General features: G+C 32.4%; 23 protein-coding genes and 3 tRNA genes. 9 read left to right on the top strand and 17 right to left on the bottom strand.

Annotated features, from left to right (window positions below):
- Nucleotides 1-58: 58 nt before the first annotated feature.
- From FLAPXU55_RS17740 to FLAPXU55_RS17725, 4 genes are all read right to left on the bottom strand, one after another.
- Nucleotides 59-1018, bottom strand: a complete 960-nt coding sequence (locus FLAPXU55_RS17740) for an ion channel (RefSeq protein WP_180859846.1) — start codon at nt 1016-1018, stop codon at nt 59-61.
- A 13-nt stretch (nt 1019-1031) separates the two neighbouring features.
- Nucleotides 1032-3101, bottom strand: a complete 2070-nt coding sequence (locus tag FLAPXU55_RS17735; protein WP_180859844.1) for a CotH kinase family protein — start codon at nt 3099-3101, stop codon at nt 1032-1034.
- 142 nt (nt 3102-3243) lie between these two features.
- Nucleotides 3244-3744, bottom strand: coding sequence for a tetratricopeptide repeat protein (locus FLAPXU55_RS17730; RefSeq protein ID WP_180859836.1), 501 nt, complete (start codon nt 3742-3744; stop codon nt 3244-3246).
- Between the two features lie 122 nt (nt 3745-3866).
- The gene (locus FLAPXU55_RS17725; RefSeq protein ID WP_180859835.1) at nt 3867-4640 is read right to left on the bottom strand and encodes a hypothetical protein; all 774 of its coding nucleotides are present in this window, start codon (nt 4638-4640) and stop codon (nt 3867-3869) included.
- Between the two features lie 241 nt (nt 4641-4881).
- Between FLAPXU55_RS17725 and FLAPXU55_RS17720 the strand changes: the two genes are divergently transcribed.
- Genes FLAPXU55_RS17720 through FLAPXU55_RS17710 form a run of 3 tightly spaced genes read left to right on the top strand, consistent with a single transcriptional unit; the run spans nt 4882 to nt 10755 of the window.
- Nucleotides 4882-6813 carry a tetratricopeptide repeat-containing sensor histidine kinase gene (locus FLAPXU55_RS17720; protein WP_180859834.1) on the top strand — a complete coding sequence of 644 codons (1932 nt, stop codon included), beginning with the start codon at nt 4882-4884 and terminating at the stop codon, nt 6811-6813.
- Between the two features lie 10 nt (nt 6814-6823).
- Nucleotides 6824-7585 (top strand): LytR/AlgR family response regulator transcription factor, encoded by a 762-nt coding sequence (locus FLAPXU55_RS17715; protein ID WP_180859833.1) that lies wholly within the window; start codon nt 6824-6826, stop codon nt 7583-7585.
- Nucleotides 7586-7617: 32 nt separating this feature from the next.
- Nucleotides 7618-10755, top strand: coding sequence for a DUF7619 domain-containing protein (locus tag FLAPXU55_RS17710; protein ID WP_180859832.1), 3138 nt, complete (start codon nt 7618-7620; stop codon nt 10753-10755).
- A 69-nt stretch (nt 10756-10824) separates the two neighbouring features.
- Here FLAPXU55_RS17710 and FLAPXU55_RS17705 read toward each other — a convergent pair whose 3' ends face one another.
- Nucleotides 10825-11034 (bottom strand): hypothetical protein, encoded by a 210-nt coding sequence (locus FLAPXU55_RS17705; protein ID WP_180859831.1) that lies wholly within the window; start codon nt 11032-11034, stop codon nt 10825-10827.
- 151 nt (nt 11035-11185) lie between these two features.
- A complete protein-coding gene (locus FLAPXU55_RS17700; protein WP_180859830.1) occupies nt 11186-11884 on the bottom strand; it encodes a hypothetical protein in 699 nt (232 codons plus the stop codon).
- Between the two features lie 155 nt (nt 11885-12039).
- Here FLAPXU55_RS17700 and FLAPXU55_RS17695 point away from each other — a divergent pair, with 155 nt between their 5' ends.
- On the top strand, nt 12040-12366 hold the full coding sequence (locus FLAPXU55_RS17695; protein WP_180859828.1) for a winged helix-turn-helix transcriptional regulator: 327 nt from the start codon (nt 12040-12042) through the stop codon (nt 12364-12366).
- A 15-nt stretch (nt 12367-12381) separates the two neighbouring features.
- Here FLAPXU55_RS17695 and FLAPXU55_RS17690 read toward each other — a convergent pair whose 3' ends face one another.
- From FLAPXU55_RS17690 to FLAPXU55_RS17670, 5 genes are all read right to left on the bottom strand, one after another.
- Nucleotides 12382-12714, bottom strand: coding sequence for a hypothetical protein (locus FLAPXU55_RS17690; protein WP_235992096.1), 333 nt, complete (start codon nt 12712-12714; stop codon nt 12382-12384).
- Nucleotides 12715-12883: 169 nt separating this feature from the next.
- The gene (locus tag FLAPXU55_RS17685; protein ID WP_219637272.1) at nt 12884-14029 is read right to left on the bottom strand and encodes a DUF6438 domain-containing protein; all 1146 of its coding nucleotides are present in this window, start codon (nt 14027-14029) and stop codon (nt 12884-12886) included.
- A 154-nt stretch (nt 14030-14183) separates the two neighbouring features.
- A tRNA-Leu gene (locus tag FLAPXU55_RS17680) sits at nt 14184-14266 on the bottom strand.
- 43 nt (nt 14267-14309) lie between these two features.
- Nucleotides 14310-14382: transfer RNA gene (locus FLAPXU55_RS17675), tRNA-Lys, on the bottom strand.
- A 40-nt stretch (nt 14383-14422) separates the two neighbouring features.
- Nucleotides 14423-14495: transfer RNA gene (locus FLAPXU55_RS17670), tRNA-Lys, on the bottom strand.
- A 127-nt stretch (nt 14496-14622) separates the two neighbouring features.
- On the opposite strand from FLAPXU55_RS17670, the gene FLAPXU55_RS17665 reads away from it, so the two are divergent.
- The gene (locus FLAPXU55_RS17665; RefSeq protein WP_180859825.1) at nt 14623-15141 is read left to right on the top strand and encodes a shikimate kinase; all 519 of its coding nucleotides are present in this window, start codon (nt 14623-14625) and stop codon (nt 15139-15141) included.
- Here FLAPXU55_RS17665 and FLAPXU55_RS17660 read toward each other — a convergent pair.
- Both FLAPXU55_RS17660 and FLAPXU55_RS17655 read right to left on the bottom strand, forming a co-directional pair.
- The gene (locus FLAPXU55_RS17660; RefSeq protein ID WP_053474278.1) at nt 15133-15633 is read right to left on the bottom strand and encodes a phosphoribosyltransferase domain-containing protein; all 501 of its coding nucleotides are present in this window, start codon (nt 15631-15633) and stop codon (nt 15133-15135) included. The genes FLAPXU55_RS17665 and FLAPXU55_RS17660 overlap by 9 nt on opposite strands.
- 176 nt (nt 15634-15809) lie before the next feature.
- Nucleotides 15810-16199 carry an RNA-binding S4 domain-containing protein gene (locus FLAPXU55_RS17655; protein WP_053474277.1) on the bottom strand — a complete coding sequence of 130 codons (390 nt, stop codon included), beginning with the start codon at nt 16197-16199 and terminating at the stop codon, nt 15810-15812.
- Nucleotides 16200-16278: 79 nt separating this feature from the next.
- Between FLAPXU55_RS17655 and FLAPXU55_RS17650 the strand changes: the two genes are divergently transcribed.
- Nucleotides 16279-17415: an FKBP-type peptidyl-prolyl cis-trans isomerase gene (locus FLAPXU55_RS17650; protein ID WP_180859824.1), complete on the top strand. Its 1137-nt coding sequence runs from the start codon at nt 16279-16281 to the stop codon at nt 17413-17415.
- 75 nt (nt 17416-17490) lie between these two features.
- Here the strand turns inward: FLAPXU55_RS17650 and FLAPXU55_RS17645 are convergent, their stop codons facing one another.
- The 4 genes from FLAPXU55_RS17645 to FLAPXU55_RS17630 all read right to left on the bottom strand — a co-directional run bounded on the left by FLAPXU55_RS17645 (nt 17491) and on the right by FLAPXU55_RS17630 (nt 20899).
- Nucleotides 17491-18444, bottom strand: a complete 954-nt coding sequence (locus tag FLAPXU55_RS17645; protein ID WP_180859823.1) for a transketolase family protein — start codon at nt 18442-18444, stop codon at nt 17491-17493.
- Nucleotides 18445-18518: 74 nt separating this feature from the next.
- Nucleotides 18519-19367 carry a transketolase gene (locus tag FLAPXU55_RS17640; protein ID WP_053474275.1) on the bottom strand — a complete coding sequence of 283 codons (849 nt, stop codon included), beginning with the start codon at nt 19365-19367 and terminating at the stop codon, nt 18519-18521.
- A 239-nt stretch (nt 19368-19606) separates the two neighbouring features.
- The gene (locus FLAPXU55_RS17635; protein WP_180859822.1) at nt 19607-19909 is read right to left on the bottom strand and encodes a hypothetical protein; all 303 of its coding nucleotides are present in this window, start codon (nt 19907-19909) and stop codon (nt 19607-19609) included.
- A 129-nt stretch (nt 19910-20038) separates the two neighbouring features.
- Entirely contained in the window at nt 20039-20899 is an 861-nt protein-coding gene (locus tag FLAPXU55_RS17630) for a polysaccharide deacetylase family protein (RefSeq protein ID WP_180859821.1), read from the bottom strand.
- A 437-nt stretch (nt 20900-21336) separates the two neighbouring features.
- On the opposite strand from FLAPXU55_RS17630, the gene tgt reads away from it, so the two are divergent.
- The 3 genes from tgt (at nt 21337) to FLAPXU55_RS17615 (ending at nt 24518) form a co-directional block, all read left to right on the top strand.
- Nucleotides 21337-22467: a tRNA guanosine(34) transglycosylase Tgt gene (gene tgt / locus FLAPXU55_RS17625; RefSeq protein ID WP_035649585.1), complete on the top strand. Its 1131-nt coding sequence runs from the start codon at nt 21337-21339 to the stop codon at nt 22465-22467.
- 88 nt (nt 22468-22555) lie between these two features.
- Nucleotides 22556-23644, top strand: coding sequence for an LptF/LptG family permease (locus tag FLAPXU55_RS17620; protein ID WP_056201516.1), 1089 nt, complete (start codon nt 22556-22558; stop codon nt 23642-23644).
- Nucleotides 23631-24518 carry a DMT family transporter gene (locus FLAPXU55_RS17615; RefSeq protein WP_180859819.1) on the top strand — a complete coding sequence of 296 codons (888 nt, stop codon included), beginning with the start codon at nt 23631-23633 and terminating at the stop codon, nt 24516-24518. The genes FLAPXU55_RS17620 and FLAPXU55_RS17615 overlap by 14 nt, the downstream gene beginning before the upstream one ends.
- The last annotated feature ends 73 nt before the right edge of the window (nt 24519-24591 follow it).

Here is a 24591-nt window from a genome sequence, read left to right as displayed (position 1 = left end):
GTAAACAAAAGTAAAATAAAATCTCAAAAAACCTTAAAAACTAGATAAAAATGATTCTTTATGAGAAGTTTGTAGTATCAAACTGATTTAATTTGTCTAAATGTAAAATCGTTTTAGTATTATCTTTGCTTCGGTTGTACATAATTTGGAATTTTGCACCGTAAATAATTTCGTTAAAAGTATACGAAGTTCGGGCTGCCACGGTATTGCTAAACATATCATCAAAAGTGGTGATGAAAACTAAAATCTCTCCGTGTGTGTTTTTAAAATCTTCTTCGGTAAAATTGTACAAAGGGCTGTTCTCATCAATGGGATGAACTAATGTCCAGCTCAGCGAGAGTGCATTAATGCGATCTATTTCGAGGTTAAGAGTATAAAATTTATTTACTCGCTGACCGTTTTCTTCAATGCTCATCCCTAAAGTAACTTTTGCCACTGCATCTGTAAAATTGGTGTTTTTAAAAGGAACAAGCCTTATCATTAAGCCTTTGCTTTCTCCATAAGGAGAAATTAAGGCATTGTGCGAAAATTTTAAAAAGGCAGTTGGTTTGCTGAATCTTCCAAAGAATAAACCGGTTGCAATGGCAAAACTCAGCAAACCAATTAAAGCCTCGGCTGCAGACAAAGCACTTGTCAGGAATCCGGTTGGGCTGATATGTCCGTAACCAACCGTTGTAAAAGTCTGCGCACTAAAAAAATAAGCCTGACCAAACTGCGTTAAAAGACTTCCTGATGGTGAAATTCCGTCCAGATGTTCAACACCGATGGCATAATAAATAACTGCAAAAATAAAATTGATTATAATATAGAAAGAAAATAAAATAAGCATGAATTTCCAGTTGGGCATATCGATCATGGTGTGGTACCAGCTTATTCGGCGAAGCAGGTTCATACCTCTTTTTTCGATATTGGGAGTTCCGTTTTTATTTACAAATCTTCCGCCGTAGCTTCCGGCATTAGTACCAAATCCTGAATTTTTATCTGTTTGAAGGTTATTTATTTTTCTTAAAAGTGACATGCAGTTTTTACTGTTATTGTTTGATTACCTTTTTGGTGCTGTATCCATTTTCATTGGAAATCGAAATATAGTAAATTCCTTTTGGATACAAACTCCAATCTGCTTTTATTGTATTAGAATCTTGTTTGGATTCATACAATAAACGTCCCAATACATCATAAACTTTGTAATTTAAAATAGGTTTGTCTGCCTGAATGGTTAAGGTGTTTTTTACCGGATTTGGATATAAAACGGCATTTTTTAATTCAATACTTTCAGGAACAGATAAATTATTATCTGATGCTGCAATCCAGCTTGACGCCAGCGCATTGTCAAGATCAGTGCTGGAAAGTTGTAAATAACTTCCGTTTCCATCTGCATTTGGCCACGGAGATACATTTGTATATTCTACTGAATCGATTGTGTTTCCAAAACCATCTGCTAAAATTATTTTTTGCGATGTATTAGATAAGTTACGGGAGAACTGCCCAAAAGCGGTTACTCCGTATTTAGATTCAAAAGTAGGTTTATTGCTTGTAATGTAAATACCCTGATTTGCCGCTAATGTTGCATTGGCTGGAAATTGATACGATAGTCCCAATTCGCTTAAATAAATACCGGTTAAATTAACGGTGGTGTTTCCTGTATTTCTAATTTCTATAAACTCCAGATCATTACTGGTTGGAAAAGTTGCCGAAACGCCTGGATTGTAATTTATTTTTGTGATAACAAGCGAAGGAGTTTCGATATTGCTGCAACTGCTAAAACTTCCTAATTGTCCTGTTATCCATGAAATTCTATTGGATAAAAATGATTTTAGATTATTGATTTCAAGTGCATCGTTTGGAATTGTTCCCCATTTTTGATTTTCTCTCACTTTTGCTTCGCTGATATAATTTACAGTTTCGTCTATAAACTGAGTAAGGCTGTTGTAGTTTAAAGGTTTTCCCTGCAATGTAAGTTCATTCCATCTTTTAGTGAAATAACATTTAAATGTAGTGTCAGTAAATAAATCTCTCCAAAATCTGGCGCCTTCATTGTCTCCGTTTGAAAATTGCCAAACATCGTATTTGCTTCTGTCATATCCCCAGCTAAACAAATCATTTCCGTATGTTAGATTAAAATCCCAAATAGGGCCGGCACGCAGTTTTCCTTCTTTGTCTTTATGAAAATAAGTGCTGTATTGATAACTGTCAACATTTGAAGCTAATTCGGCCAAAATCATATAATCAACAAAAGAGGGAACATCAATAATAGATGAATATCCTGCTGCTAAATCAGAATTATGTGCGCCGGCTGTAATTTCCAGATTTTTAAACTGGTTTTTTATATAATCATTTTGTTCAATAGTTGTGTTTTCCGGTTTTGGCAATTCATGAATAAAATCTACAGAAGAACCGTTGTATGAAGACATCGTCCAGGCAACCGGATCTCCGCCAGTTGTTTTATCGGCTTTTGTAATATAACCTCCGCTTACATTTGGAAGTGTATTATCAGTATCGGCCATTTTAATAACGTTTACTCTGTTAACGTTTGATTTTACTTTTTCCTGTAAAATGTATAATCCTTTATATTCATTGTTGATTACTACTTCGCAGTAAACAGTTCGCGTAGCATAATCGCCAATTTGTCTGGATAAATTATACGAAATATAATCACGAATACAAGAAGGATCAAAAGCTAATGAATTTAAAATCCAGTCATTTTCTACCGGCATTCCCAGTAAGCTGACATTATTATTACTTGTATTATTCGCTTTTAAAGTGGTAAAGCCATACGGTTTTTTAGGAAGCGACTGTGAAGAGGATCCTCTCAGTTCAATGCCAATTCTTCCGTTATAATTTAAATAAGCGGCAGTATTACTATCGGTTAAATAATTTCGGGTTCCGTCTGGTCTTTTAATGATTTTCATCGTTGCTAAAATTTTTGGATCATCGGGAATTTCAATTGGCTGATTCGTGTTTGGATCTATGTCTGTATTAATAATGACAATAGGTAGATTACTGTCTGTAAAGGTTTGTGATTTTACATTGGCTGTAAACAGAAAAACCAATATGAAAAGGGTATAAGGAGTGTAAGTTTTTGAAAAGTAGTGTTTTATCATGGTTAGGTTAGTTTTGTAACAAATGTAACAACTAACCAGATTATTAAAAAACGGACACTATTTTTTTATGAATAAGGTATAAAAAGCAATCTGCAAAGGCGTTATTTTGCAGATTACTTTTTGTTAACACAAATTTGATTTATTATTTACAAAAAGTGCTTTTGTTTTTTATAGCACTTTGACTTCCTAATTCGATTGCTTTTAAGAAATCTTTGCAGGATTTGGCTTTGTCTCCAATTTTATTGTAAGCTAAACCTCGTAAATTATAAGCAACATAATCTCTTGGGTTTAAACTAAGTGATGATGTGCAGTCTTCAATGGCTTCTTTAAATTTTGAAAGTTTGAAGTTTACGTTTGCACGGCCCGTAAAAGCATCGGCATTCATATTATCAAGTTCAATGGTTTTGCTAAAGTCGGTCATTGCGCCTTGTAGGTCATTCAATTGGTATTTTGCAACGCCGCGATTTTGATACGCTTCAACAAATTTAGAATTTTTGCCAATGGCTTTTGTGTAATCAGTAATTGCGCTTTTGTAATTTCCGTTTGCAGCTTTGTTAAAAGCTCTGTTAAAATAAATTTCTGCGGTTTGTGACCACGACGAAAAGCTTATCATAATAAATGATAATAATAGTAGGTTTTTCATAAAACTAATTTGGGATTAGCAGGTTAATTATTCTTCAAACGAATTTAGCAAAGTTTTGTTTTTGTGAAAGAATTCTTTTGTAAAATAATTACTAATTATGAAAATTGGATTTTGGATAATATTTATTTCTTCTCAATTCCTATTAAATACAGTACCACTCCAGGAGCTGATTTTACCCGGTTAATCTGCCAGCTATAAGATTCTGTATTATGTAGTCCATTTACAAGATCATTCATTTCTTCGACAGAATAAGTTCTTAATGAAGAAACAATACCATCCCATAAAACAAAAAGTGGAACTATAGGAATTAAATAAGTAAAAATAATTCGGCCAATTTTAAAAGGCCTGATAAATGGCGTAGTCAATAAAACACTAATTGGAGAAAAAATCATTGCCAAAATACTGGCAAAACTTCTTTCCTGAACTTCAAAAATAGCGATTGGAGATTTAGCATTTACTGCATTTTGTAAAATCTGTTTGGCATCGTTTGGGTTAAAATGATGTAAGGAAAGAAACTGAGTTCTAAGTCCGTTTAATTCTACAGGAACATTTCGTGCATCTACAGAATGGCTCATATATTCAAAATTATCAGCTTGTTTTTTAGTGTATTCAAAAGCCGGAATGTTTGGGTAATAATCAGTTAGAATGATTTGTAAGTTCGGGATTTCTTTTTTTAATTCATCGTTTAACCAAATAAGTCCACCGCCGCCGCCAGAAGCCAGATCAATAATTGTTGTTGCATTATTGGTTTTTAGAATATTTACAAGTAAAGGAACAACAGGTTTGTACATTCCGGTTTTGTTTGACAGGAATTGTAAAAAGTCGGTTATGTAATTTCTTAAAAAAACAGGAAACCATTTTTGATCTTCAAATTCAAATAAATGTATTCTTGCCATAAAAATAATTTTAAAGAAATAGAAACAGTGCTCAAGTTACAAAAAATATCGAAAAGGATCCATTTTAGGTCTGTAAAATATAACTGCGGAATGACTTGTAAGGCTAGTATTTCCAAGGTTTTTAGAATTGTAATAAATGAAAAATACCAAATAATAAATGAAACCTGAGAAATAATAATTCATGTTCAGTTACTAAAAAACATATCATACATTTGTCTCACAACAAGCAAAATAAAAAATAGTGAGTCAAAAATTACGTCAAATAATTTTCTTTTTCTTCTTTCTTGCAGGACTTATGCTGAACGCTCAAAATGCTAAGATTGACAGCTTGAAAAGAGTGCTTATTTATACTAAAGTTGATACTTCAAAAGTCAATGAGTATAATAAAATAGCCGATTTATATAAAGAAATCAATCCTGATTCGACATTGTTTTATGCTCAAAAAGCAACTAACCTAAGTTTGAAATCTGATTTTACTTTTGGACTCGCTACGGCTTATGTCAATAAAGGAAATGCTTCAATCATTTTAGGAGATTACCCAAATGCTTTAAAATATTTTAAAAATGCTCAAGTAGAATTTGAAAAAGTTTTAAAAGAAGATTCAGGTAAAAAAGTAAAAAGCGGCCTGGCGCGTTCTTTCGCCAGCTCGGGTGTGGTTTACTCCGAACAGAGCAATCAAATTCTGGCATTGAAAAATTACGAAGAAGCCTTGCAATTGTACCAGGAAATTGATGAGCAGGCCAATGTTTCTAAAGCACTAAATAATATCGGGATTATTTATAAATCACAGTTAAATTATCCAAAAGCACTAGAATATTTAAAGAAAGCATCTAAAATTCAAACTGAAACAGGAGAAAAAAACGCTGCTGTTACGCTTACCAATATTGGTGCGATTTACTTTGAAACAGGCCAAAATAAAAATGCGATTTTGTACTATAACAAAGCTAAAAAGCTTTTTGAGAATACGGATAATATGCGAGGATATGCACTTTTGTGTAATTATTTAGGCGATTATTATAAGAAAGAAAATGATTTAAAACTGGCTAATGAATATTATACGAAGTCATTGAATTTGTATGAAGAACTGCAGAATAAATTTGGTGCTTCACTTTCTTTATACAATATCGCAGGTTTGCTTCAGGATCAAAAAAAATATAAAGAAGCAATGCCTTTTGCAGAGAAATCCCTTGCTTATGCAAAAGAAATAGGAGTGCTGGACCAGACGTATCATTCTGAAAAATTATTAAGCGAATTATACGAAGCTTTAAATGATCCTAAAGCAGCGTTAGACCATTATAAAAATTATGTACAAGCGCGAGATAGTATTATCAATGAAACAACAAGTCAGAAATTTGCTTTGGCAGAAGTGAATTACGAATACAGAAAAAAAGAAGCTTTATTATCTGAAAAAAACAAAAGACAAATTCAGTTTGTTATTTTCTCCATTTTAGGCGCTTTACTTTTAATTGCATTGATATTGGTAATTTATAATCGAATGCAGGTAAAACGTCAGCTGACATTGAAAAAAGAAGTTGCCGAATACGAGCAAAAAGCACTGCATTTACAAATGAACCCGCATTTTGTATTTAATTGCTTGAGTTCAATTTCGAGTTTTATTGTCCAGAACGGAACTGATTCGGCATTGAAATATTTGTCTAAATTCTCCAAATTAATGCGGCTTACACTCGAATATTCAAAAGGTTCCTTGATTCCAATTGATAAAGAAATTGAAAGCCTTCAAAATTATCTGGAATTGGAAAAACTTCGTTTTCATGACAAATTTGAATTTGAAATAAGATCAAGCGAAAGAGTCGAATTTAATATGGGTTTACCGCCTTTGCTGATTCAGCCTTTTGTAGAAAATGCGATTCTTCATGGAATTGTACCTAAAGATGGAACCGGAAAAATTGAAGTTGATTTTGATGTTGAAAAAGAGCAGCTAATCTGTACGATTAAAGATGACGGAATTGGTTTATCTGAATCGAAGCATTTAAAAGAAAACTCGGTTACGGCGCATAAATCAATGGCTTTGGGAATTACAAAAAAACGTTTGGAAATCATGGAATCCATAACTTCCAAATCTGCACAAATAGAAATCACCGAATTACAATCAGAAAATAAAAAAACAGGAACAAAAGTCGTTTTGCGTCTGCCTGTTCAATACATACCCTAATTTTTAATAAATGATAACAGCAGTATTAATAGAGGACGATAAACATTTGAGAACTGGTCTAAAAGCGCTTTTAGAACGTTATACAAATGATATTTTAATTGTTGGCGAAGCCGAAAGTGTAAAAACCGGAATTGCCGTGATTGAAAAATTAAGGCCTCAGGTTATTTTTCTGGATATTCATTTAACCGACGGAACTGGTTTTGATATTCTCGAAAGACTAAATAAAGTAAACGGAAAACTAAATGCCAATGTTGTATTTATCACTGCGCATGAACAATATGCTGTAAAAGCATTTAAATTTAGTGCTCTTGATTTTATCTTAAAACCTGTTGATCCGGAAGAATTGCAAGATACAATGGCAAAAATTAAAGAAGCTGTTGGAAAAAACAATTCATTCGAAAACATTGATTTACTGCTGGAAAACATCCGAAAAAAAGTCGACAATTTTAAACGTATAGCACTTTCTACCAGCGATGGAATTCATTTGTTTGAAGTTTCGGATATCATTCGCTGTGAAGCAAAAATTAATTACACGCAGTTTTTTATTAAAAATCACAAACCCATATTAATTTCTAAAACGCTTAAGGAATACGAAGAATTACTCTCAGAACATGGATTTGAGCGCATTCATCAATCGCATTTAATCAACTTGTCTTATCTGAAATCTTATATAAAAACAGATGGCGGTTATGTGATTATGGCTGATAATTCGAATATTCCGATTGCGCAAAGCAAAAAAGAAAAATTGCAGGAATTAATAAATGCTCTTTAACGATTTCCCCAAAAACCAAAATATCACTAATTATGAGAAAAAAATTACTCCTCTTTTTACTGTTTTTCACAGTAATACTAAAAGCACAGATTTTAAATTTTACTGATCCAACATTTAAAAACATGCTTGTAAATGGCGGTGCGGCAAATTTTACAGCTTATTCTGGCGGCGTTGCTGTTACGAGAATCGATACTAATTTTGATAATCAGATCCAGGTTTCTGAAGCGGCTTTAATTGACAAACTTTGGATAGAAGGTGCTAATGCTTATGCCGTAACCAATATTCAGGGAATTGAAGGTTTCACGAATGTAACTGAATTGGGTTTTAACGGAATCAGCACGACTTCGATCAATTTAAGCGGAATGCCGAACTTAAAAACGATTTATGTAAAAAGTCCAGCTTTGACTTCTGCGACAGTTTCAGGAATGAATGGATTAACGGGCGTTACTTTTATGGAAAACTCGTTGATGACTTCTTTAACTATTTCGAATTGTTCCAGTCTTACTAATATCGTAGCACAGCAAAATCCGGTTTTTTCTACATTAAATTTCAGCGGTCTTTCGGCTTTGAACCAATTGTATTTAGAAGATAATGTTTTAACGGAACTCGATTTAACTGGCTGCCCAAATTTAGAATATTTCAATGCGGTAAATAATAAACTAATAACATTAAATGTTTCGGGATTAACTAAACTGACTACTTTTTTAATAACAGATAATCCAACTTTAGAAAATATAAATGCTTCGGGATGCACGCTGCTTAATTTTCCGCAGTCTACTTTTCCTTCTAATCAGGTTTTAAAAACAGCTGATTTTTCGAATTGCTCCAGTTTACAAAATCTTCTAATTCAGGATAATTTACTGACTACTTTAAATTTATCAGGCTGCAGTTCGTTACAGGGATTAAATGTGTTTAACAATGCATTGACAAATTTAAGTCTTACAGGATGTTCGGCACTTTTGACTATTGAGTGTTCCAAAAATCAATTAACTTCTTTAGATTTGAGTTCGTCTTCAAATCTTACTCAACTTAGGGCAAACACAAATTCTATTTCAAATTTGAATTTGACAGGTACTGTGAATTTAAAAAATGTTTTTTTGGTTTCTAATCAAATTCCTTCAGTTGATCTTTCAGGAAATACAAATTTGGAAATTTTAGAATTGGATACTAATCCAACTGCAAATCTAAATGTTTCAGGATGTACGAAGTTAAAAGTTTTAAGCATTCAGGATGTTCCGTTAGTGACCGCCGACTTTTCAAATTGCAATGCGATTACAGTTATTAGTAATACTAGTGAAGCATTGAATTCAATAAATGTTCAGGGATGTGCTGCGCTTGAAACGCTTGTACTTGCCGGAACAAATGTTCAAAAAGCACCTTTGACTTCGTTGAATGTATCTGGATTGACTAATTTAAAACTTTTAAACTGCAGTTATAATAACATCAATTCAGTTGATTTAACAAATTGCAGTGCATTGATAAATGTATTTTATTCTGATATGCCTTTAGCGACAGCTGATTTCTCTGATTCGCCAAATATTACAGTTTTAAATATTACTAAAACAGGATTGCAAAATATTGATGTTTCGAATTTTTTAGCTTTTCAATCCTTGACAGCAAATGATAATCCGAATCTGAAAACGGTATTTGCAAAAAATGGGAGAGATGAAGATTTGTTTATTAATAACGGAAATTCAAATTTAATTTTTGTTTGTCAGGATGATACAGATGTAGCTGATACAAAAAGTTATTTGGTAGGTATTGGTTTACCGACAGTTGTTGTAAACTCATATTGCAGTTTTAATCCGGGCGGAAATTATAACACCATAACCGGAACAATTGCTTTTGATGTTGATAATAATGGCTGTGATACTGCCGATTCAAAACAAGCTAATGTAAAAGTGAATTTAAATGATGGTTCTTCTCTAAGTTCAACTTTTACAGATTTGAACGGAAAATATACCTTCTTTACCGATGCCGGAAATTTTAATATAACAACGGCGGTTGAAAATCCTGCTTTCTTTACTGTTTCGCCAACAGCACCAGTTGTTTCATTTGCAGATAACAAAAATAATACTGCACAACAAAATTTCTGCGTAAGCGCATTAGGAACAAACAGCGATGCAGAAATTGTGATTGCGCCTATATATCCTGCAAAACCCGGATTTATGGCGTGGTACGAGATTTTGATACGAAATAAAGGAAATCAAACACTAAATGGTACAGCTAACTTTACATACAATCAAAATGTATTGCATTATGGAATAGCAACGCTGGCGCCAAATGTTCAAACTCCGGGCAATATCGGATGGAATTACGCTAATTTACTTCCATTTGAAACTAGGAGAATTTATGTCGGATTAAATGTAAATAGTCCGGTACAGGTTCCTCCAGCAAATTTGGGAGATATTTTAAATTTTACTGCTTCAATAAATCCTATTGCTGGAGACAGTAATCCGGCAGACAATCAGTTTGTTTTTAATCAGGAAATAGTGGGTTCATTTGATCCAAATGATATTACTTGTTTAGAGGGTGAGAGCGTTTCTCCTTCAACAATTGGGAATTATTTACATTATGGAATTAATTTTGAAAATACAGGCACCGCTGAAGCCGAAAACGTGGTTGTAAAGGTTGTTATAGATCAAAGTAAATATGATATTAATTCACTTCAGTTATTAGATGCGTCGCATGCAGTACATGTTGTCATAAAAGGAAATACTGCCGAATTTGTTTTTGCAAAAATTAAATTGAGTACCTCAAAAGCGCCGCCGGTTGGAGGTCATGGAAATATTTTGTTTAAGATAAAAACACTGCCTTCACTTCAGTCTGGAGATGAGGTTGAACAAGATGCCAGTATTTATTTTGATTATAACGAAGCAGTTGATACAAATACAGCAGAAACCATTTTTAAATCATTAGGAAATAAGGATTTTGAAAAAGACAGCACTATAAATATATATCCAAATCCAACAAAAGGTGAGGTGTTTATTAATTGTGACAATGCAATAAAAAGAATTGAATTATTTGATGTGCAGGGCAGAATTCTTCAGTCTGTAATTGAAAACAAAAACAGTTCAAAAATTAATTTATCTAATAAATCAAACGGATTGTATTTCATCAGAATAACTTCTGAAAAAGGAACTTCTGTAGAAAAAGTAATTAAGGAATAAATTTAGGTTACAATTTTTATTCTGATTTAAAAGCCTTTCAAAGTTTGATGACTTTGAGAGGCTTTTTTATTAAATTTTGAATTTCTCAATTCGTTTAGAATATAAATTAACACCAAAAATTATTGCTCCCATAACGAATGGAACAAAATGAGAAATCTGCCAAAAAAGATCAGTTCCAGTTTTCAATCCTTCATTTGATACTTCAAATATGCCCAATCCTATAAAGAATAAGCAGATAACAAATAAAATAAATTGAATTTTATAATTTATCTTAATCATAGATTTTTAATTTTATAAGAAAAATCAACTAATTTAACTTGAGATGCTTTAATAAAAAAATATTTTACGAATTATTTGTATAAGAATTTGCAATTCTTGTTATCAGCTTTTTGTGAAAGTAAAAGAAATCTTGAAATTGATAAATTTCTATTTAGCTGTCCAAATTCAAAAGAACTAATTGATTCTGAATGGTTATTAATTCCTGCATCGAATTTTTTAAATAAGCCGGCATAGAATCAATTTCCTTTTGTTTGGCATAAAACTCATTTTCATCTTTGTAATGCGTAATACTCACTAAAAGGTTCTTATCTTGAAAAACAGGTAATCTTGGGAAATCATTTTCAGCCATTTCGCTTACCCAAAGAGTTATGTCTTCTATTTTTAAATTTTTAAGAAAAGGAATATACGTAGTTTCAAATAGTTCAATAACCTTTTCAAGTGTGTTGTTGCAAATATAAAAATCAACAACAGTAAATGTTTTATCCGTTTTTAGCTGTTCACTATTAATATCTTCCTTTAACGGTCGTAATAAATAAACATTATCAGAGTTTATCATCATCTCGTTTGCGCCTTTGCCATATTCTTTCCAGATTGCGCTATTAACATAAAAATCATTCAGGAATTCTAATCTGGTTTTCATATCAGTAAAACCACGAAACCAAACAAATCGGTCGTTTGTATTGTCAATTTTGAATTCTCCCAACGTGTAACCGCCTAATTCGTTCATTGGCGTAACAAATTTCGAATGAAAATAATCGCGGAACTTATTGGTCAAATTTGGTTTTAATAAATAATTCCGGATTTCTAATACTTGTATGTTTTCTGAATTTTGTTGGGTTAGATTACTCATATTGGTTTATGTATAATTAATTGCTGCCATTTCTTCTAAAGGTCTTAACAAATAAAGTAATTTAATATCTTTATCGCAAGTACGTACATTTTAGTTCTTTAGGTTCTAAAAATATACTATTGTTGATTATTAGTATTTTATATAATGAAATAATAATGGAGAAAAGAAATATTAAAGTATATTGCCCAGTTGATTATGCTTTTCAAAGAATAGGCGGGAAATACAAAGGAAGAATTTTGTGGTATTTAAAGGATGGTTTAATGAGATATGGTGAATTGAAAAAAGCTGTTGAAGGTATAACACCAAAAATGCTTACGCAAACACTCAAAGAGTTAGAAGCTGATGAGCTGATTTCAAGAAAGGTTTATCCCGAAGTTCCGCCTCGAGTTGAATATACTCTTATTGAAAATGGACAAGAATTAATTCCTTTTATCAATCAAATGAGAATTTGGGGAGAAAAGCAAATGGGTTTGAATAAATGATTCAATTGTTTTGATTTAGTTTTCTTCAATCCGTATTTTGTCTATGCTTAATCTTTCTCTAAATTTTTCTACCATTGTTAAATATTCGTGTCTGGAAAAATTGAATTCATCTAATTTATCAAACCATTCTACAGTTGAACCTGTTTTTTCAGCATCCCATTCTTTTGTTTTGTCAAGCCCAATTTGTTTCCATTGAATTAAGTCTCCAAAATTTATAATTTCAGCAACAATTAAAGTACAGGAAAAGTTATTGTCATCAGGGCACATTAAAATTGGACAAATAGACGTTTCATTTTTGTTTGGCAGAATTCGTTTCCAAACAACTTCTTTTTCATCTTTTCTTTCCATCCAATACACTAGAGTGGGAATTAGTCCTTTGTATAAATTATTGGGATAAAGCTCATCAAGTTTTTCATCTAGCCAATAACCGTCAATTTGATAGTTGAGAAAGTCCCAATAATCTTCGTAATCGCTTTGATTTTAAGTGATGTATAAATTTGTATTGCAGAAACTTTTATCAGTCATACTTCTCTTTCTGTCTAAATTTCTCATACAGATTATTTACAGTCAAAAAATTATATCCTATATCAATAATTTTATCTCCGCATTTAAAATATCTGCCGTCAGTATATATTATTTCTTTTTTGTTCTGATCATTCCAAAATTCAATCTTGTATTTATTATCAAATTTAGAAGCTGTTTCTTTACCTTTATATATTTCTGTGAAAAGATAAAAACTCTCAGATTTTGCTAGGTCGCAAATTTGATTACCTTTTGTAAAACCTACTCTTGATAATGCAGATAAAGGTTTTTTTCCTTTTAAAGGAATCAATTTAACTTGCTGATATAAATATCTAACAGGTGTATAAGCCCAAATTAGCGCAGCTGGAGATTGTTCTCCATAATCACTAACAGATTTTATTATTTTATTGTTTTTGATAAATGAAATAGTAACAGTTTCGTCATCAGTCCAGTTTCCTTTATAATTATTTTGAAGATTGATTATATTGGTTTTTTTAAAATTAGTTTGAATTTTTTGATATTCATCTTTGGCAATCTTGGATTTATAAAAACCATTATGAATATTATAGTATTGACCATAAAAGAAGATATTACCATTATCATCAATACTTATGTTTGAAACAGGGCAAGAGCCATAGCAGCCAGAAGAAGAAACTATAATTTTGTCATAATTTTCATTTTGATCAATTTTATATTTTGTTCTTGCATATTTTGTAAATATGCTGTCACTGATTTCTGTTGTTAATGTGTCTCCAATAATCGAAGTTATTTTTTGATTTTCCCAATTCTTAGTTACTAAATCTAAAATTTTTAAACTATCGTTTACAATTTTGTATTTAGTTTCAGTTCCTAAGAAAAAAATCTTTCTATTTTCTCTTTCAACTGCTTCAATTCTTTTGAAATAACCGGATTTGTTTTCGCATAAGTTATTTTCTGAAAAAATATATCCCTGTATGTGACTGCCAAAAGGTGGGGGTGGTGATATCCTAATACCATAGTTTTTGTCTGGTTTTCTTTGATCTTCTGTTTTTATGTAAGTCCACTCGCCAATTATATCTTTACTTAATTGCGAGTCATTATTTTTTTGACAAGAGTATAAAATGAAAACAGTTAAAATGGATAGTGAAATTTTTTGCTTCATAAATTTATTTCTACGACTAATTATTATTGTCTTCAAGATTACAGTTTTGTAAATATAAATGATTTTTAAAGCAATATCTGGATAATTATATGAATTGGTTATTTGTAAAAATAAAAAAGCGGAAACCTTTTAAATAAAGATTTCCGCTTTTTAGTGACCATGGAGGGATTTGAACCCTCACGCCCTTGCGAGCACCACCCCCTCAAGATGGCGAGTCTACCGTTTCTCCACATGGCCTAAATGCAAAAAAGGTCAAGTAAATTAATACTCGACCTTTTTGTGACCCGACTGGGGCTCGAACCCAGGACCCCATCATTAAAAGTGATGTGCTCTACCGACTGAGCTATCGAGTCATTGCTTTCAAGAAACTTATTTTGTTAATCACAAATTTTGTGACCCGACTGGGGCTCGAACCCAGGACCCCATCATTAAAAGTGATGTGCTCTACCGACTGAGCTATCGAGTCATATTCGTTTCTTGAATGCGGGTGCAAATATAAGGAGTTTATTTTATTAATTGCAAGCAATTTTATTATAAATTTGTCTTTTTTTAAACAAAATTTACAATCCCCTAATTTATAGTGTTTTATTAGAATGAAAAAAATCGTCTTATTAGGTTATATGGGCTGCGGAAAGTCAACAATTGCCCAAAACCTTTCAAAAATTACAAATATTCCATTTTTAGATTTAGATAAATGTATCGAAAAAAAAGCAAATCTGTCCATAAATGAGATTTTCGAACAACACGGAGAGATTTATTTTAGAAAATTAGAACACGAAATGTTTCTTGAATTGCTGCAATCTTCAGAAAACACCATTATTGGTTTAGGCGGAGGAACTCCTTGCTATGCAAATAATCATTTATTATTGCAAAATGAAGATCTAGTATCAATTTATTTAAAAGCTTCAATTGATACTTTATATAATAGATTAGTTCACAATAAAAGTAAACGTCCTTTAATTGCGAATATGGATGAGGAAGAAATGAAAGAATTTATCGCAAAGCATTTATTCGACAGAAGTTTTTATTACAATCACGCACAACACAAAGTTGTGGTAGATAATAAAACCGTCGATGAAACAGTTGATGATATTTTAGAAATCTTAGCTTAGGAAGGCGTAATTGTCTCCGTTTTCATCAAAAACAACCTGAACGTGCTCTAATAAAGATGTAGATAAAGATATTCCTTTAAAATCGGCTTTTACAGGGTATTTTTTGTGATTTCGGTCTACAAGTACCGCAGTTTTGAATTTTTTAAGCGGAACGTCCAGAAAATGACGAACAGCGTAGATTAATGTTGTTCCTGAATTTAGGACATCATCAACCAAGACCAATCCTTTATTAGAATATTCTTCTGCAGTTAAAGAAGTCTGAATAGGCAGCTGCGGATTTTGTTTGTCAACTCGTACTTCGCAAAGAGAAATTTTCAGAGTAGATATGTCGCTTAACACCGCAGCAATTTTTTGAGCAAAAACAGAACCGCTGGAAGCAATTCCGGCAATTACAACTTCTTCTTCGTCTACAAACGTCTCGTAAATTTGATAAGCGATACGTTTTATTTTGTGTTCGATTTCCTGATTGTTTAAGATGATGTTTTTGCTCATGATTTATTTTTTTGCTAATATAACTAATTTAAATTCCAATATAAAAAATCCAAATTCCAATTTTTATAAAGGAAATTCCAAATTTTTTAAATCCCAAATTCCAATGTTGAGCTTTTGATTTTAGAGTGTTTGGGATTTGCAATTTGAATTTTTGTGTTTTTATAAAGTTTTGAAATTTACTCCGTTTCTTCCTCGTCAATAAAATCGCTTCCATAATCATCAATATCTCTTCGGTCTTTTTTAGTCGGTCTTCCGGTTCCGGCTTTACGATAATGTTCTTTGGAGAGTTTTAATAACTCTAAATGTTCGTAAGCTTCTGCAGGGGTTTCATTCTTACGGTAAATGTCAACAAGTTTAGCTCCCACACGACTTTCCGGAATATCGAGTACGGTTATAATTTGTGTAATTTGATCTTTTCTAAAAGTAATTCTATCAGTAGGAAAAACTTCTTTAGATGGTTTTGCAACTTGCCCATTTACCGTAACATGGTTCTTTTTACAAGCCTCAGTTACCATGTTTCTGGTCTTATAATAACGTACGCACCATAAGTATTTATCTATTCTCATAATTTTTCTAAAATCCAAGTTAAATTCTTTACAAAAATAAATCAATATTGTATCTTGCGCACCTAAAAAATTAACAATAATGAATAAATTTAAATATTATTTTATTTTATTACTTGCGGGTATAGCTATAGTTTCCTGTAGTAAAGACCATGATGACCCGGAAACAGTTCCTTTAAGAGATTATAAAGAACAATATAAAGCTGACAATGACTCTATTGTTAAATATTTAAATACTCATTATATAAAAGAAGTAACGGCTAATTTTGATATAACGATTGAAAAAATTCCGGCAGGAGGAACACAAACTTCAATCATGAATCAAACAGTATATCCTTTGCAATCAAGAGATGTTTACAATCACGATGTTACTTATAAAGTATATTACTTATCCTTAAATAAAGGTTCTGGAGAGGCTCCTTTAAATTCAGACAGGATTTTTGCTTCATATACAGGAAGTTTGTTAAACGGAACCGTATTTGATTCTTCTTATGGTGTGGGAAGAAGTTTTGAATTGTATTTGTATGCAGCACAATCTGTAATTGATGGATGGGGCGAAATTTTCCCGCAGTTTAAAACAGGTACACCTAGCGCTCCGGCTGCCGATGGAACAATAACGTATTCAGATTTTGGTGCAGGAGTTATGTTTTTGCCTTCTGGATTAGGATATTATGGGTCAGGACAAGATGCTATTCCGGCTTATTCACCTTTAGTATTTAGTTTTAAATTGTTCAGTCTTCAAAGATTAGATCATGATTTTGACGGTGTTTTCGATTATCAGGAAGATCTAAATGGAGATGGGTATATTTATGATTTTAGAGATACTGCAAGATATCCAACTCCTCCAGCAACGATGGTGGCTGATGATACAGACAAAGATGGTGTTCCGGATTATGTAGATACTGATGATGATGGAGATGGTTATTCTACTTATTATGAAATCACTAAACCTACTGAGCATATTGGCTGGGTAAATGGAGTGTTTAACGGAGCAAGTACCTATTATCCTTGGGATCCAGTTATTGATAATCCAAGTACGCCAAATACAGATGAAACAGAGCCGCGAGGAATTCCTAGAAGACCAACTGGTCCTCTTAAAAATCCTGCTGATCCAACTGAATCAATTGATAATCCTAAAAGTTTTTTACCGGCAGATTATACAGCTGCAGGAAGAAAAAGAATTCATTTGGATAATACATATCCTTATCAAAAGAAATAAATAATAAAACATAAGACATAAAAAAAACCTCGAAATCACTTTCGAGGTTTTTTTTATAAAGTAAGAAACTAAAAATTATTTTCTTTTAATAGCTCTTTCTACAGCTTCAACAATAGCCTGATTGTTTAATTTGTATTTTTCCATTAATTGCTCTGGAGTTCCAGATTCACCAAAACTATCTTGTACTGCTACAAATTCTTGCGGAGTTGGATTGTTTAAAGCTAATACTCCAGAAACGCTTTCTCCTAAACCTCCAAGGTAGTTGTGCTCTTCAGCAGTAACTACACATCTTGTTTTAGCAACCGATTTAAGGATAGCTTCTTCGTCAAGTGGTTTAATAGTATGAATGTTGATTACTTCAGCAGAAATTCCTTTTGCTTCAAGAGCTTCAGCAGCAATAAGAGCTTCCCAAACTAAGTGCCCTGTTGCAATAATAGTAACATCAGTTCCTTCGTTTAATAAAATTGCTTTTCCAATTACGAATGGCTCGTCAGCAGGAGTGAAGTTAGGCACAACCGGACGACCGAAACGTAAATAAGCAGGACCATGATGATCTGCTAATGCTAATGTTGCAGCTTTAGTTTGATTGTAATCGCAAGTATTGATTACAGTCATTCCTGGTAACATTTTCATTAATCCGATATCTTCTAAGATTTGGTGCGTTGCACCATCTTCTCCTAATGTTAAACCAGCGTGAGAAGCACAGATTTTTACGTTTTTGTCTGAATAAGCAACAGATTGACGAATTTGGTCGTAAACTCTTCCTGTTGAAAAGTTAGCGAAAGTTCCAGTAAATGGAATTTTTCCTCCAATTGTTAAACCTGCAGCGATACCAATCATGTTTGCTTCTGCAATACCAATTTGGAAAAAACGCTCCGGGTGATTTTTCTTGAAATCGTCAAATTTTAATGATCCAATTAAATCTGCGCAAAGTGCTACTACATTTTCATTTTTTTGACCTAGTTCAGTCATTCCCGCTCCAAAACCAGAACGAGTATCTTTACTTCCTGTATTTTCGTATTTTTTCATTTTATATTTTGCTGTACGCAATAGGCTGTAGGCAATAGGCATAAAGCATACTGCTTAAAGCTTAAAGCTGGTTTTTAATAGTCTGCTAAAGTTGAGATGTTTTGACCTAAAGCACCTGCTAACTGGTCGTTGTTTGGTGCTTTACCATGCCATGCATGAGTGTGCATCATAAAATCAACACCATTACCCATTTCAGTATGTAGTAAAATGCAAACTGGTTTACCTTTTCCTGTTCTTGATTTTGCATCATTTAAACCTGCAAGAATTGCATCAATGTCGTTTCCTTTTTCGATATCGAGAACATCCCAGCCAAAAGCTTCAAATTTAGCACGGATACTTCCCATTGGTAAAACTTCGTCAGTTGTACCATCAATTTGTTTTCCGTTAAGGTCAATTGTCGAAATTATGTTGTCTACTTTTTTAGCAGAAGCATACATGATAGCTTCCCAGTTTTGACCTTCTTGTAATTCTCCATCTCCGTGTAAAGAATAAATTAAATGATTGTCTCCATTTAATTTTTTAGCTTGAGCTGCTCCAAGAGCTACAGATAAACCTTGTCCTAATGAACCAGAAGCTATACGAACTCCAGGTAACCCTTCGTGAGTTGTAGGGTGTCCTTGTAAACGTGAGTTTAATAATCTGAAAGTTGCAAGTTCTGAAACAGGGAAATAACCGCTACGTGCTAATACGCTATAAAAAACTGGAGAAATATGCCCATTAGAAAGGAAGAATAGATCTTCTCCAATTCCGTTCATATCAAAACCTTCTTTGCGGTCCATAATATTTTGGTATAGTGTAACCAAAAATTCAGTACAACCTAGTGATCCACCTGGGTGGCCAGAGTTTACAGCATGTACCATTCTAAGAATATCTCTTCTTACTTGGATCGTTAAATCGCTTAATTGTTGTGTGTTAGGCTTCATTTTATATGTAAAAGTTAAACTGTTGCAAAAGTAATCGTTATTTTGCGGGGAGACAAATGATTTTCTGCTTTAGTTTATCACAATTGTTAAATTCTGTTTCTTTTTTTATTAATCTTAAAAAAAAAGCCAATTTGGTTTAGAATTTTTAAATTCCACATTTTAGATGTTATGATTTCCAGTAATTTGCTAAACAAAAAAAGCCCCTTAAGGAGCTTTTGGAATAATCGAACGATATAAAGCTAATTATTATCGCCCTCGCTGTAGAAATTATTTTCTTCGTCTTCTGAACCTATTTCTTCCTGATCATCATCAAGTTCAGAACCCGGAACATCAAGATCATTTCCAAGTTTATCACTATTTTGTTTCCATTCATGATTGTCCTGATTAATGATTCTTTCGCCAGAAATGCCTTCCGGGTCAATATCTTCTAATTTATCTTCCTGATTGTAAATATCTTCATTTGCCGGATAATCCAGGTTTTCCAGATTTCTTTCAATTTGTTCATCCCTGATTTGATCTAATTTTTCTTCTGAGTTTATCATGATTTCTTTATTTTAATATTTTTTATAAAGTTATGAAATCAATGATTTTTGCTTCTTATACTTTTAATAACAGGATATTGTAATATTCACATTAAAATAGAAAATTACCTCATTATCTAAATTGACAAATTATATAATTGGTCCTATCTCTTTCCAGGTAATTAATTGAATTCCGTTTTCTTTTAATTTCGTTTTGCATTCATCGCTTGTAAAATAATCAAAATCAATTTGACGCCATTCTGAACCAAAATTGGGATGATTTACAGTAATACCCTGCATTTCAAAATCATCAAAAGCAGGATGAAGCAAGAAAACATTAAATCCTGTAGTAATACTGTCTAAAGCTTTTTCGTAAGATTTTTTAAGTTCTCCTTTTTCGAAATCATTATAATATCCAATTAAAAGATTGTCTGCTAAAAGAGTATTTTCAAAATCATATTTTTCATCAGATAAACTAATGGATTCTACAAAATCTTTATTGATGAAAACAGGTAAATTGTATGTTTTTCCGAGTTCTTTATAAATCTCTAAAATTTCTGGAGTTACGCCAACACTGCACATATGCGAGTCAAGATGTGTAGGCTGAATACCAAATTGCAAAGCTTTTTCAATTTGGGCGATTAGTTCTTTTTTGATTTCAGAAGGTTTTGCATTTTCTTTAAAATCCTTTCTGGTTTTATAAAAATAACCGTTTTGATCGACTAAACTCGGAACTTCAGAAACTGGAAGAACAGGTCCGAATTTATAATTTTCCCATTCGCAAGTTAATGTCAAATGTATTCCGCAATCATAATTTGGATTGTTTTTCGCAAATACTGCCATTTCATAAAACCACGGGCAAGGTACCATTATACTATATGAGTTTACAGATCCGTTTTGAAGTGCTTTAATCGTTGCCTGATTTTCTGAATGTGATAATCCGGCATCATCCGCATGAATGATTAATAGTTTTGAGTTTTCAGGATATCCAAGTTTTTGAGCTAAATTCATTTTATTTTGTTTGAGTTAATGGCAAACGGGTTTTCATGGCTTTAAACAGGTTTTGTTTTTTGTTTGATGGCTCTGCTTTGTGAGCGCTTCGACTTTCCTCAGCCTGACAATGTTGAATTTTTTGTTCTTCAAAGAATTTTTAATACTATTCAAATTTAAAAATTTCTCGTGTAACGGTCACGTCTTTTTTGCGTTAGGGATAGAAGCGACATCCTTTTGTGACAAATGTTTGGGCTTAATTAACAATGAGTTTTTCTGGAACAAAAGATATAGCGGATAGCCCGACCGAAGGGAACGCCCAATAGAAGTTAAATGTTATACATAATGTGGTTAGAAGTTTTGTTTTTGAATTAACTCAATTTTATAATGGACAAATTATCTAATTAATTAAATTTCCCTGAAATTAACTTATCTTTGCCGACTGAAAAAAGAAACACATGAAGTTTGATTTATTACAAAAAGATCCGCAGTCTAAAGCAAGAGCGGGAAGTATAACTACTGATCACGGCGTAATCGAAACGCCTATTTTTATGCCTGTTGGAACGGTGGCTTCGGTAAAAGGAGTGCATCAGCGTGAATTAAAAGACGATATAAATCCGGATATTATTCTGGGAAATACTTACCATTTATATTTACGTCCGCAGACAGAAATTCTTGAAAAAGCAGGAGGATTGCATAAATTCATGAATTGGGATCGTAATATTTTGACAGATTCGGGTGGATATCAGGTTTATTCTCTTTCTTCAAACAGAAAAATTAAAGAAGAAGGAGTGAAGTTTAAATCGCATATTGACGGTTCTTACCACTTTTTTACTCCAGAAAATGTAATGGAAATTCAGCGTACTATTGGAGCCGATATTATTATGGCTTTTGACGAATGTACGCCTTATCCTTGCGATTACAGATACGCACAAAGATCAATGCACATGACACACCGCTGGCTGGATCGCTGCATTAATCATTTAGAAAAAGTTCCTTATAAATACGGTTACGAGCAGACTTTTTTCCCAATTGTTCAGGGAAGTACTTATAAAGATTTGCGTCGTCAGTCAGCCGAATATATTGCGAATTCTGGTCAACAGGGAAATGCAATTGGCGGATTATCAGTAGGAGAACCTGCTGAAGAAATGTATGCGATGACTGAAGTTGTCTGCGAAATTCTTCCGGAAGATAAACCTCGTTATTTAATGGGAGTAGGAACTCCTATTAATATATTAGAAAATATTGCATTAGGAATTGATATGTTTGACTGTGTTATGCCAACACGTAATGCAAGAAACGGTATGCTGTTTACGGCAAACGGAACAATCAATATTAAAAACAAAAAGTGGGAAGCTGATTTTTCTCCTATTGATGAAATGGGACATACTTTTGTAGATACAGAATACACAAAAGCATATTTACGCCACTTATTTGCCGCTAACGAATATTTAGGAAAACAAATTGCGACAATTCATAATCTTGGTTTCTACATGTGGTTGGTTCGTGAAGCTAGAAAACATATCTTAGCAGGCGATTTTAGACCATGGAAAGAAATGATGGTTAAAAATATGAGTCAAAGACTTTAAAAAAAAAGAGTTTCAAGTTTCAGGTTTCATGTTTCACGTTCTACAGAACTTGAAACATGAAACCTGAAACAACAAAAACAAAAACTATATGCTGTCAATAATAGATAAATACATCTTAAAAAGATATCTCGGAACTTTCTCTGTGATGCTGCTTTTGTTTGCGCCAATTGGAATCGTAATTGACGTTTCTGAAAAAGTAAATAAGATGCTCGAAAACAAGATTCCATTTATGGATATCGCGTTCTATTATTACAATTTTACGATCTATTTTATAAACTCTTTATTTCCGATATTTTTGTTTTTATCGGTAATCTGGTTTACTTCAAAACTGGCAAATAATACAGAGATTATTGCAATTTTAAGTTCAGGAATTTCATTTACGCGCTTCTTACGTCCTTATATCATAGGTGCAACAATCGTTTCGATTTTCGTTTTGCTGATGGGATTTTTTATTGTTCCGGCTGCAAGTGAAGGGTATAATAATTTTAGGTATACTTATTTGAAAGGAAATGGAAAGGAACTCATGCGGGGTGAAAACACCAATGTTTACAGACAGATCAATGATCATGATTTTATTTTTGTAAACAGTTTTAATGAAGAGTCTAAAACAGCGTTTAATTTTACGTTAGAGCATTTTGAAAAAGATAAACTAACGTATAAAATTACAGCAAGCCGTATTAAATGGGACCCGAAATTAAAAACCTATATTTTGTATGATTATACAAAAAGAACTCTAGCTGATTTAAATGATGTAATTGAAAAAGAACCTGAGAAAAAAATAAAATTTAAGTTTGAACTTGCTGATTTAACGCCTGTTGTTTATATAGCAGAAACATTGACTTTAGGCAAATTAATTGATTTTATTGAGAAAGAAAGAAAAAGAGGTTCAGGAAACATCAATACCTATTTAGTAGTTCTTTATAAAAAATACAGTATTCCGGTTTCTGCCTTTATCCTGACTATTATTGCAGTATCCGTTTCTGCAATGAAACGCCGCGGTGGTATGGGAATGAATTTAGCAATTGGAATCGCAATTGCGTTTTCATTTGTATTCTTTGATAAAATATTTGGTACTCTTGCCGAAAAATCTACTTTTTCACCTTTATTAGCTGTTTGGTTCCCCAATATTGTTTTTGGAATTTTGGCAGTTTACTTATTACGTAATGCGAAACGATAATTTAAAAAGTTACTTAAACCTTCATTTAATTGTTTTTATTTGGGGATTTACCGCTATTCTTGGAGCTTTAATTACAATTGATGCCGAAAATTTAGTGTGGTTTAGAATGTTGATTGCCGGAATTTTTCTTGGTGGATTTATTCTTTATAAAAAGCAGTCTTTTAAAATATCAGCACAATCTTTTGCTAAATTAATTTTCGTTGGGTTATTAATTGCACTCCATTGGATTTTCTTTTTTAAAGCCATTCACGTATCAAATGTTTCTATAACATTGTCGATTTTTTCGCTTGGCGCTTTTTTTGCGTCTTTATTAGAACCGCTTTTTTACGGAAGAAAGATTTTATGGTACGAAGTTTTCTTCGGATTAATCATTATTGCCGGATTAGGATTGATATTACAGGTTGAAATTAAATATCTCACAGGAGTTTATTATGCCTTAATTTCGATAATTCTAGGAGTTTTATTTACGCTGATGAATGGGAAATTAATCTCAGATCACGAACCTTCAGTTATTACATTTTATGAATTTGGCGCTGGAGTTTTCTTTATCTCCATTTATTTTTTAGTGATAGGAAAATTCAATGCTGATTTTTTTGTAATGTCATTAAATAACTGGGTTTTGTTGTTAATTTTAGCTTCTGTTTGTACAGCTTATGCTTTTACTGTTTCGGTAAAAGTAATGCAGCGCTTAACTCCTTATACGGTAATGTTAACTACTAATTTAGAGCCGGTTTACGGTATTCTTTTGGCCTATTTTATCCTCGGCGGAAAAGAAAAAATGAGTACCGAATTTTACATAGGAGCTGTAATAATTGTTATTACAGTTATTTTAAATGGTGTTTTTAAACATTATAAGAATAAAGAAAAAGTGTAGTATTTGCCTTATTTTTAAATTACATTTTTACATTTTAAACACGAAATAATCACACGAATAGTATAATATTTTT

Origin of the sequence: Flavobacterium panici, from assembly GCF_903819335.1 — a bacterium.
Lineage (GTDB): Bacteria > Bacteroidota > Bacteroidia > Flavobacteriales > Flavobacteriaceae > Flavobacterium > Flavobacterium panici.
Note: the sequence above shows the minus strand (reverse complement) of the source record. Positions and strands in the feature narration are given on the sequence as shown.

Bases quoted from the DNA above. Each gene is read 5' to 3' on its own strand.
- FLAPXU55_RS17735 (WP_180859844.1), bottom strand. From the start codon at position 3,101: ATGATAAAACACTACTTTTCAAAAACTTACACTCCTTATACCCTTTTC.
- FLAPXU55_RS17740 (WP_180859846.1), bottom strand. From the start codon at position 1,018: ATGTCACTTTTAAGAAAAATAAATAACCTTCAAACAGATAAAAATTCA.
- FLAPXU55_RS17710 (WP_180859832.1), top strand. From the start codon at position 7,618: ATGAGAAAAAAATTACTCCTCTTTTTACTGTTTTTCACAGTAATACTA.
- FLAPXU55_RS17635 (WP_180859822.1), bottom strand. From the start codon at position 19,909: ATGATAAACTCAGAAGAAAAATTAGATCAAATCAGGGATGAACAAATT.
- FLAPXU55_RS17690 (WP_235992096.1), bottom strand. From the start codon at position 12,714: ATGGAAAGAAAAGATGAAAAAGAAGTTGTTTGGAAACGAATTCTGCCA.
- FLAPXU55_RS17725 (WP_180859835.1), bottom strand. From the start codon at position 4,640: ATGGCAAGAATACATTTATTTGAATTTGAAGATCAAAAATGGTTTCCT.
- tgt (WP_035649585.1), top strand. From the start codon at position 21,337: ATGAAGTTTGATTTATTACAAAAAGATCCGCAGTCTAAAGCAAGAGCG.
- FLAPXU55_RS17705 (WP_180859831.1), bottom strand. From the start codon at position 11,034: ATGATTAAGATAAATTATAAAATTCAATTTATTTTATTTGTTATCTGC.
- FLAPXU55_RS17665 (WP_180859825.1), top strand. From the start codon at position 14,623: ATGAAAAAAATCGTCTTATTAGGTTATATGGGCTGCGGAAAGTCAACA.
- FLAPXU55_RS17620 (WP_056201516.1), top strand. From the start codon at position 22,556: ATGCTGTCAATAATAGATAAATACATCTTAAAAAGATATCTCGGAACT.
- FLAPXU55_RS17660 (WP_053474278.1), bottom strand. From the start codon at position 15,633: ATGAGCAAAAACATCATCTTAAACAATCAGGAAATCGAACACAAAATA.
- FLAPXU55_RS17630 (WP_180859821.1), bottom strand. From the start codon at position 20,899: ATGAATTTAGCTCAAAAACTTGGATATCCTGAAAACTCAAAACTATTA.
- FLAPXU55_RS17655 (WP_053474277.1), bottom strand. From the start codon at position 16,199: ATGAGAATAGATAAATACTTATGGTGCGTACGTTATTATAAGACCAGA.
- FLAPXU55_RS17615 (WP_180859819.1), top strand. From the start codon at position 23,631: ATGCGAAACGATAATTTAAAAAGTTACTTAAACCTTCATTTAATTGTT.
- FLAPXU55_RS17640 (WP_053474275.1), bottom strand. From the start codon at position 19,367: ATGAAGCCTAACACACAACAATTAAGCGATTTAACGATCCAAGTAAGA.
- FLAPXU55_RS17695 (WP_180859828.1), top strand. From the start codon at position 12,040: ATGGAGAAAAGAAATATTAAAGTATATTGCCCAGTTGATTATGCTTTT.
- FLAPXU55_RS17715 (WP_180859833.1), top strand. From the start codon at position 6,824: ATGATAACAGCAGTATTAATAGAGGACGATAAACATTTGAGAACTGGT.
- FLAPXU55_RS17685 (WP_219637272.1), bottom strand. From the start codon at position 14,029: ATGAAGCAAAAAATTTCACTATCCATTTTAACTGTTTTCATTTTATAC.
- FLAPXU55_RS17700 (WP_180859830.1), bottom strand. From the start codon at position 11,884: ATGAGTAATCTAACCCAACAAAATTCAGAAAACATACAAGTATTAGAA.
- FLAPXU55_RS17650 (WP_180859824.1), top strand. From the start codon at position 16,279: ATGAATAAATTTAAATATTATTTTATTTTATTACTTGCGGGTATAGCT.
- FLAPXU55_RS17645 (WP_180859823.1), bottom strand. From the start codon at position 18,444: ATGAAAAAATACGAAAATACAGGAAGTAAAGATACTCGTTCTGGTTTT.
- FLAPXU55_RS17730 (WP_180859836.1), bottom strand. From the start codon at position 3,744: ATGAAAAACCTACTATTATTATCATTTATTATGATAAGCTTTTCGTCG.